Annotated in this window: 1 pseudogene; it reads right to left on the reverse strand. The window is 39.5% G+C overall.

Annotated elements, in window-relative coordinates:
- Window positions 1–197: pseudogene (locus ACFINC_RS11520) on the reverse strand (glutamine synthetase); the annotation flags it as partial.
- Between the last annotated feature and the right edge of the window lie 66 nt (window positions 198–263).

Genomic DNA, 263 nt, shown 5'->3' on the forward strand with positions numbered 1-263 from the left:
AATTTTTTAGAAAGCATCATCTTGCCACGCGGCACCCCTGCTTGATCAGGCGTGATACACTCAATATCCTCTACCTTACGGAAAGCAAGCCATTGTAAAACTTGTTCCCAATTTTTTACACCCCTTAAATTTTTAAGGAAATGAGGGACAGGCTTAGAACTCTTTTTTTCCATTTTTTTACCATTTTTCACAGCCATAACACACCAACTTAACAAAACAATCAAGCCCCGCAATTCATGGTACCATCCCATGCATGAATGTCA

This window comes from Bartonella sp. AP58NXGY (assembly GCF_042195785.1).
Taxonomy (GTDB): domain Bacteria; phylum Pseudomonadota; class Alphaproteobacteria; order Rhizobiales; family Rhizobiaceae; genus Bartonella.